The 1,296-nt window shown below is 30.9% G+C and carries 1 protein-coding gene; it reads right to left on the bottom strand.

Annotated features, from left to right (window positions below):
• Positions 1-255: 255 nt before the first annotated feature.
• Positions 256-1,296: hypothetical protein (locus F6K40_RS27435; protein ID WP_293140276.1), on the bottom strand; the 1,041-nt coding region annotated here is incomplete at its 5' end.

Raw genomic sequence — 1,296 nt, 5'->3', positions numbered from 1 at the left:
TTGCTTTGCCAAAGAAAATTCCCAAATACTGACATTGTCTATTACTAAGGAAAATTAGTTGAATAAAAAGTCAGGCATATAGGCGAGCGACCCCAGTTAATACTTATGATATCACAAAAATTGTGAGAATGGAAGCAAAAATCCTTTGACGGGCGAAATTTTTCGGGAGCTTAAGGAAATGAAAATGTGATGTGTTTTCTACTCAGGAGCAATAGATAGAAAGATTCGACGATTTTTCTGATTTTTTATCTGTTCTTAGAGGTCTTTCTTTTCCATGATACTTTTGATGGAATTAGCAATATACTTATCTAATATTGTCTGCCCAATCAGATTATAATGGCAGCAAGCATCTCGATAAACTATTTCTTTTTCCCCATCAAAAATATTAACAGTATTAAAGATATTAACTTTTGCTTTTTGCAAGCTATTAACTTTAGAAAATAATGCTGGATAACCTTTTCTAACTCCTATCGCATAAGGATGACCTTCGATAATAAAAATCTTTTCTTCTGAGCTAAATACTCTTTCTGTCGGATAATATTGATTTGGCTGAATAAAGTGAAAATACCATATATTTCTTTTGGCTAGAATTTGACTCATTGTTAGTGATGATTCATACCAATTTTCAGCAACTTTTTCAAAAGCAACTTTATCCTCTAATACTTCTGACATTTTCTTCAAAGATACTAGACTATTACTGCCATCAATTTTGCTAGAATTTCTGGCAATTTCTTCATCATATTTGAGAATTTCTGTTTGATATTTGTCGAATAATCCTTTAACCTGCAAACTTCTCCAACCATGACACAATGCTAATTTACAACTTTCCAATTTATTAATTGCAGTTGATAAATTATTTTTCAGTTCGCTAATTTGAACGATCGCTTTCATTACGGATAAATTGTCACTAGCTAACTGTGTTAAAGGTAGGATATGTTGTATGCTTGGCAAAGATAAATCTATTCTTTCTTGATTATTTTGGTAAGATAGTGCTACTTCATTAAAGCCATCTATATTAATGACTAAATCAAATTCTTGCCCAATAGAAAGAAAATAGTTAAGCATTAACAATTGTTGTGGTTGTTTATAACCCCCACTTGCAAAAGATAGAATGATAATTTCTTTGTCTTTTAATTGGGGAATTTGTTTTAAATATTCAATAAATCCTTGATTACCTCTGGCTTGATTAACAGCCGAATTTACCACAATATCGTTAGCGACTGAACCGCCAAATACACCTATAATAAATTGATTTTTATTGGTTTTAATAAAAGGATAATCATACTTAGATACAAG

It is taken from the genome of Okeania sp. SIO3I5 (genome assembly GCF_010672085.1).
Classification (GTDB): domain Bacteria; phylum Cyanobacteriota; class Cyanobacteriia; order Cyanobacteriales; family Microcoleaceae; genus Trichodesmium.
Note: the sequence above shows the minus strand (reverse complement) of the source record. Positions and strands in the feature narration are given on the sequence as shown.